Raw genomic sequence first — 6,457 nt, 5'->3', positions numbered from 1 at the left:
GAGCAGAATTCGCCGGCCGAGTTCTTCGACAATCCGCAGCACGAGCGCACGAAACTCTTCCTCAGCCAGATCCTGCACTAGGCAATCGGCATGGAGATCGAAAGGCGGGCCAACAGCCCGCCTTTTTCATTTGGGGCGCAGTTCCGCCCTGAGCTTGAGCGGGCTCGCCCCGAAATGGTTGCGGAAGGCGCGGGAAAAGGCGGACAGGCTGTCGAAGCCGCTGCGCAGCGCCACGTCCTGGATCGACAGCGGCGTATCGCGCACCATCCGCTGCGCGGCCGTCAGGCGCAGGCGCAGGTAATACTTTCCAGGTCCGGTGCCGAGACCGTTGGCAAACAGCGTCTCCAGCTTGCGCGTTGAAAACCCGAGCCGTCGGGACAGGGCCGCGATCGTCAGCGGCCGATCGATGGTGCGCTCCATCAGGCGGATCGCAGCCGCCAATTCCGGCTGGTGTTCCCCCAGTCGGCCAAGCGAGACGAGCGGCTGCGCGTCCGTTGCCGCATGGGTCTCGTCATAGACGAAGACACTCGCCACATCGAGCGCCACGGCCGAACCGAACTGCTCGCGCACCAGATGCAGCATCATGTCGAATGTCGGCGAAGCGCCACCGGACGTCCACAGCGGACCATCGGTGACGAAGCGGTCGGCCCGCACGTTAAGGGCCGGAAAGGCCGCCGCGAAATCCTCGAGCTCCTCCCAGTGCGCCGTCGCGTCGCGGCCATCGAGCAGACCGGAGCGTGCCAGAAGCCAGCAGCCCGATTCGATGCCGGCAACCACGCCGAACCGGCGCGCCACCTTCTTGAGCCGGGCAACGAACGTACGGTCGGCATGGCGGTCCTGGTTGAAGCCGGCGATCAAAAGCAGTGCGTCGCCGCTGGTCACATCGGCAAAGTCGCCGTCCACCCGGATTTCGACACCGCAGGTCAACAGAACCGGTTTGCCCTGCGGCGACAGGATCTTCCAGCGGAAGACCGGCTCCGGCACGACACGATTTGCGGCGCGCATCGGGTCAAGAACCGAGGCAAGCGACATGATCGACGATTCGGGCAGGAGGACGATCGTGACGTCGAGTGGCCCCTGTCGCTCAGCTTTTTTGCTCATGAGCAAATTGTCAAAAAAGATGCGGATTATGTCAATCGGTAAAAGCGCGTTCGGGCATGATCGGCGTCACAGGAGATCCGGAGATGCAGCCGGATTGTGGTGAGAGCCCCTGTACCCCGAACACCCTGATCCGCATTTACCGGAACGGGTTGGCGAGCCGACAAGGCGGACCAACCCGTTTTTTTTGTTTCAGAAAAGACCATGTTCGACCCGCTGGTGGAACCAAATACCCTGTGTCGCGTTCTGTTGCAGAACAAGCAAGAAAGGTTGTGCCATGTTTAATCTCAAGACCGGTCTCGCCGCTGGGCTTCTCTCGCTCGCCGTTGGGTTGACGTCCGTCATTCCGGCCCAGGCGGTGACATTCGCCCGCGTGCCGGTACCGGAAGCATCCTCGGTGGAGCAGGTGCAGTATCGCGTGGAACGCCGTCGCGATCGGTATGAGCGCCGTGCGGACCGTCGCTGGCATGGCCATCGCGGATACCGTGATTATCGCCCCGGCTATCGCCGCAATTCGGACGGCTGGTGGTACCCGCTTGCAGCCTTCGGTCTCGGTGCGGCAATCGGCGGCGCGGTCGCCAATCAGCCGCAGGCTGGCGGCAATTCGCATGTGAACTGGTGCTCCAACCGCTACCGGTCATACCGCGCCTACGACAACACATTCCAGCCGAACTACGGTTCACGCAAGGCTTGCATTTCGCCTTACTCATAAGGCCGCTGCGTGATTGCGCTGGGTTCTTGATGAACTGGCAAAAAAGCCCGCCTCGGCGGGCTTTTCCATGCATGGAAGAACTTCAACTGGTCAGGAATCCGGTGGAGCGCGGGAGGGAGCATGTCGACTATGTCAATCTTTCCAGTGTAGGTTGTCGCGAATCCTGTCCTACCCTGCCGAAATCAGAACCTGCCTCCCTTCCTGAACCCGCACATTGTCCAATTCCCCGTTATTCGGTCCGATGCCCAACATACCCGTCCTTGAAACTGACCGCCTCGTCCTGCGTGGCTTTCAATCTGATGATCTCGATGCACTAACGGCGATGTGGAGCATGCCGGAGGTCGTCCGGTACATTTCCGGCGTCCCCTTGTCGCGGGAGCAGTCTTGGGTCCGCCTCCTCCGCCATATCGGCATGTGGAGTGTCATGGGCTTCGGCTTCTGGGCGATCACGGAAAAGGCGTCCGGTCAGCTCATCGGCGAATCCGGCTTCCATGAAATGCGCCGGGAGATGGTGCCCAGCATCGAGGGCACGATGGAAGCAGGCTGGGGCCTGATCCCGGACTATCAGGGTCGCGGCTATGCCAGCGAGGTCCTGGAGACGATATTGCCTTGGGCGGAGGCGAACCACCGCGGTGCCGCCATCACCTGCATCATCGATCCGAACAATGCGCCCTCCATACGCCTTGCCCAGCGGCATGGTTTCGAGGAGTTCGCCAGGTCGACCTATCAGGATTCGGACATTGTGGTCTTTCGAAGAGACCCAGCATAGGAGCGCGTATACCGTCCGCCGCCATGTCTTTTGCATGCTGCCCTTATATCACGGACATGTGATATTATCTTTTTGCTTTAACTATTTAAAATATCATGTTGTTTTAAATTGAAATATCTTAATTCAATGTGGCTGGTTTCCCTATGAAAAAGGGCAGCCTCTTGAAAATCCCCGTGCTACTCTACCTTTCGTCGAAAAGGAGTGCGCGCCATGAAATTGCCTGCCGCCTTATTCCTTTGCATTTTCATTCCCGTGATGTCGTCCTCCTTCGCCCAGGCGGAAGAGCCTGTCGATACGGCGCAGGGCATCATCCAGAGCCAGATCGATGCCTTCCTGAACGATGACGCGAAGACCGCCTATTCCTTCGCCTCACCCACCATCCGTGGCAAATTCCCGAGCGAAAGCGCCTTCTTCGACATGGTGAAGAAGGGTTATGCGCCGGTCTACCGGCCGGGCAATTTCGCCTTCGGCCGCTCGAAGGTCGAGGGCGACATGGTGGTGCAGGAGGTGCTGATCTCCGGGCCGGACGGGAAGGACTGGACCGCGCTCTACCAGCTCATGAAGCAGCCGGACGGCAGCTACAAGATCAATGGCGTGCACATGGTGCGCGCCGCGCCGGGACCGGCAATCTAAGGTACTTCACTCGTGCTCGTCAGTCATGTCCAACAGCGATTCCGCTAAATCGACATGCCCCTTTGCAACCGCTTGCGCTGCGGCAATTGACAGGAGCATCGACCGATCCCATGCCTGATGTCGGTGAAGAAATGCATTGTCGGGCAGAAGGCCGATCGCACGATGATAAGCCTCGGCATAGGCCTGCGGAACATGTGGACCTCTACCAGTCTTTCGCGCGATCTCAATGCTGGTCGGCAGCAAGAAAAAGGACGTGTCTATTGGTCCCGTAGCGTCGGCCGCAATACGAACGATATGGGGAACGGCCGCGTATGAAGCGGTGTAGACATCGCCCTGATGACATAACCTTGACCACAACCCGAACCACGGCTCTTCCTGGTAGTCGGCTTTAGGGCCTGATGATCGAGCAAGGAGGTGCAAAAGCGCCGGGATATCGGTGGCCTCGCCATAGGCATGCTGTAAATCTTTCCAGCGAGGGTCGTCGAACGGCAGCATCGGATGCATCTCTAAGCAAACAATAATCTCAGAGCGCGGCGAGATCGCCCCTCGCCCATTCTTCCTGCGTCTCCGCCATGAAATCGGCGAAGCGGCCTTCCTCGATTGCCTTGCGGATGCCGGCCATCAGGTCCTGGTAGTAGGAGAGGTTATTCCAGGTCAGCAGCATGCCGCCGAGCGACTCGTTGGCGCGCACGAGGTGGTGCAGGTAGGCACGCGAATAGTCGCGGCCGGCCGGGCAGCTCGATTCCTCATCGAGTGGACGCATGTCTTCCGCGTGGCGGGCATTGCGCAGGTTGATGCGGCCGCGGCGTGTGAAGGCAAGGCCGTGGCGGCCGGAGCGGGTCGGCATCACGCAGTCGAACATGTCGATGCCGCGCGCGACGGATTTCAGCATGTCATCCGGCGTACCGACGCCCATCAGATAACGCGGCTTCTCAGTCGGCATGTGCGGAATGGTCGTGTCGATCATGTCGAGCATGACCTCCTGCGGCTCGCCGACGGCAAGGCCGCCGATGGCATAGCCCTTGAGGTTGAGCTCAGCGAGCGCCTGCGCAGAGCGGACACGCAGATGCGGGATATCGCCACCCTGCACGATGCCGAACATCGCCTTGCCGGGCTGGTCGCCGAAGGCCACCTTGCAGCGTTCGGCCCAGCGCAACGACATTTCCATCGCACGCTCGATTTCCTTGGGCGACGCCGGCAGCGCCACGCATTCGTCGAGCTGCATCTGGATATCGCTGCCGAGCAGGCCCTGGATCTCGATCGAGCGCTCCGGCGACATGTGGTGCAGCGCGCCGTCGATATGGCTCTTGAAGGTCACGCCCTGTTCGTCGAGCTTGCGCAGGCCGGAAAGCGACATGACCTGGAAGCCGCCGGAATCCGTCAGGATCGGGTGCTTCCAGCGAATGAGTTCGTGCAGGCCGCCAAGGCGCGCGACACGCTCGGCGCCCGGCCGCAGCATCAGGTGATAGGTGTTGCCGAGGATGATGTCGGCGCCGAGGTCGCGCACCTGGTCGAGATACATCGCCTTGACGGTGCCCACCGTACCGACCGGCATGAAGGCCGGCGTGCGGATGGTGCCGCGCGGCATGGAGACCTCCCCGCGGCGCGCCTTGCCGTCGGTGGTGAGCAGTTTGAACTGGAATGTTTCGGTCATCGGTCGTTCCGGAAAAGCAGGCTGGAGTCGCCGTAGGAATAGAAGCGGTAGCCGGTGTCGATCGCATGGCTATAGGCGCCACGCATCGTATCCAGGCCGGAGAAGGCCGAGACGAGCATGAACAGCGTCGATTTCGGCAGATGGAAATTGGTCATCAGCATATCGGCCGTGCGGAAACGGTAGCCGGGCGTGATGAAGATACCCGTGGCACCCGACCACGGCTTGATCTGGCCATCCGCATCGGCTGCACTTTCGAGCAGGCGCAGCGACGTCGTGCCGACGGAAACGATGCGCCCACCCCGCGCTCGCACAGCGTTGAGCGCGGCAGCAGTCTTTTGCGAGACATAGCCGATCTCCTCGTGCATGACGTGGTCGGTCGTGTCATCCGCCTTGACCGGCAGGAAGGTGCCGGCGCCGACATGCAGCGTCACGAAATGCCGTTCGACACCGAGCGCATCGAGTTTTTCGAAGAGCGCGTCGGTGAAGTGCAGGCCGGCGGTGGGCGCGGCGACGGCGCCCTCCTCGCGGGCATAGATCGTCTGGTAGTCTCGGCGGTCCGCCTCGTCGTCCTCGCGCTTGGACGCTATGTAGGGCGGCAGCGGGATATGGCCGACGATGGCGATGGCGCGGTCGAGGTCCGGGCCAGAGGCGTTGAAGTGGAGGGTGACGTCGCCGCCCTCGCCTTTGGCCTCGACGGTCGCCGATAGATCGCCGCCCGCGCCGAAGGTGATGCGGTCGCCGATCTTGATACGTTTTCCGGGCTTGGCGAAAGCCTTCCAGCGGTCGCCGGCGACGCGCATGTGCAGCGTCGCGGAAACCTTCTGGCCGCCGGCGCCTTCGCGGTGACGGATGCCTTCCAGCTGGGCGGGAATGACGCGTGTATCGTTGAAGACCAGGGCATCGCCTGCCCGCAGAAGCGACGGCAGGTCGCCAACGGTCAGGTCCTCGTAGGGGGGTTCCGTCGCGGGGCGCACGACGAGGAGTTTTGCCGCTTCGCGCGGGCTGACCGGACGAAGTGCTATGTTGGCTTCCGGGAGATCAAAATCGAAGAGGTCGACGCGCATGAAAACCTCAGTAGAAGCGGATCATCAGCGCGCCGACGACGAGCAGCATGGCACCGGCGATGCGGCCGACGGAAACTTCTCGCACGGCCATGCCGAGGAAGCCGATGCGATCCAGCAGGATACCGGCGAGGAGCTGGCCTGTAACGGCGAACGCCATGACGGCGGCAGCACCGATACGCGGTGTCAGGAAGATAGCCGTGGTGACATAGACCGTGCCGAGTGCGCCCCCGGCGAAATAGAGCCAGGAAGCCGGGCCGCGCCAATCGGGTCCCCGGCCCTCAAACGAGGCGGTCGCCAGCACGACGACGGCGAGGATGATGGCGCCTGAAAGAAACGACACGCAGGCGGCGGCCACCGGCATGCCCAGCCCGCGGCCGAGCATGGCATTGATGGGAGCCTGAATTGCGATGCACGCGCCGGCCGCAACGCCGAGCAGCGCCCAGAGGAAAGCAGCCATATCGACTTGTCTCTTGAAAAGCGCACAAAGAAAAACCGCGCCCGCCGTGGCGAGCGCGGTCGAAATCGAA

The 6,457-nt window shown here is 61.9% G+C and carries 8 protein-coding genes and 1 pseudogene; 4 read left to right on the top strand and 5 right to left on the bottom strand.

Features of this window, described 5'->3' with window-relative positions; translation table 11 throughout:
* Positions 1 to 81: pseudogene (locus AC1RT2_RS06325) on the top strand (amino acid ABC transporter ATP-binding protein); the annotation flags it as partial.
* Positions 82 to 126: 45 nt separating this feature from the next.
* On the opposite strand, the gene AC1RT2_RS06320 reads toward AC1RT2_RS06325, so the two are convergent.
* Positions 127 to 1,101 carry a GlxA family transcriptional regulator gene (locus AC1RT2_RS06320; protein WP_493100364.1) on the bottom strand — a complete coding sequence of 325 codons (975 nt, stop codon included), beginning with the start codon at positions 1,099 to 1,101 and terminating at the stop codon, positions 127 to 129.
* A 274-nt stretch (positions 1,102 to 1,375) separates the two neighbouring features.
* On the opposite strand from AC1RT2_RS06320, the gene AC1RT2_RS06315 reads away from it, so the two are divergent.
* The 3 genes from AC1RT2_RS06315 to AC1RT2_RS06305 all read left to right on the top strand — a co-directional run bounded on the left by AC1RT2_RS06315 (position 1,376) and on the right by AC1RT2_RS06305 (position 3,212).
* A complete protein-coding gene (locus tag AC1RT2_RS06315) occupies positions 1,376 to 1,810 on the top strand; it encodes a BA14K family protein (protein ID WP_069058791.1) in 435 nt (144 codons plus the stop codon).
* A 241-nt stretch (positions 1,811 to 2,051) separates the two neighbouring features.
* A complete protein-coding gene (locus AC1RT2_RS06310; protein WP_493100362.1) occupies positions 2,052 to 2,579 on the top strand; it encodes a GNAT family N-acetyltransferase in 528 nt (175 codons plus the stop codon).
* Between the two features lie 210 nt (positions 2,580 to 2,789).
* Complete coding sequence (locus tag AC1RT2_RS06305) at positions 2,790 to 3,212, top strand: DUF4864 domain-containing protein (protein WP_493100361.1); 423 nt, start codon at positions 2,790 to 2,792, stop codon at positions 3,210 to 3,212.
* A 6-nt stretch (positions 3,213 to 3,218) separates the two neighbouring features.
* On the opposite strand, the gene AC1RT2_RS06300 is transcribed toward AC1RT2_RS06305, so the two are convergent.
* Genes AC1RT2_RS06300 through AC1RT2_RS06285 form a run of 4 tightly spaced genes read right to left on the bottom strand, consistent with a single transcriptional unit; the run spans position 3,219 to position 6,387 of the window.
* Positions 3,219 to 3,707 (bottom strand): hypothetical protein, encoded by a 489-nt coding sequence (locus AC1RT2_RS06300; protein WP_493100359.1) that lies wholly within the window; start codon positions 3,705 to 3,707, stop codon positions 3,219 to 3,221.
* Between the two features lie 28 nt (positions 3,708 to 3,735).
* Positions 3,736 to 4,866 (bottom strand): tRNA guanosine(34) transglycosylase Tgt, encoded by a 1,131-nt coding sequence (tgt, locus tag AC1RT2_RS06295; protein WP_493100357.1) that lies wholly within the window; start codon positions 4,864 to 4,866, stop codon positions 3,736 to 3,738.
* Complete coding sequence (gene queA, locus AC1RT2_RS06290) at positions 4,863 to 5,930, bottom strand: tRNA preQ1(34) S-adenosylmethionine ribosyltransferase-isomerase QueA (RefSeq protein ID WP_493100355.1); 1,068 nt, start codon at positions 5,928 to 5,930, stop codon at positions 4,863 to 4,865. The genes tgt and queA overlap by 4 nt, the downstream gene beginning before the upstream one ends.
* A gap of 7 nt (positions 5,931 to 5,937) precedes the next feature.
* Positions 5,938 to 6,387, bottom strand: coding sequence for a DMT family transporter (locus AC1RT2_RS06285; protein ID WP_493100353.1), 450 nt, complete (start codon positions 6,385 to 6,387; stop codon positions 5,938 to 5,940).
* Positions 6,388 to 6,457 lie beyond the last annotated feature (70 nt).

It is taken from the genome of Shinella sp. GW821-FHT11G07, assembly GCF_058808115.1.
The sequence above is the reverse complement of the archived record's forward strand: the minus strand, read 5'-3'. Positions and strand labels throughout refer to the sequence as shown.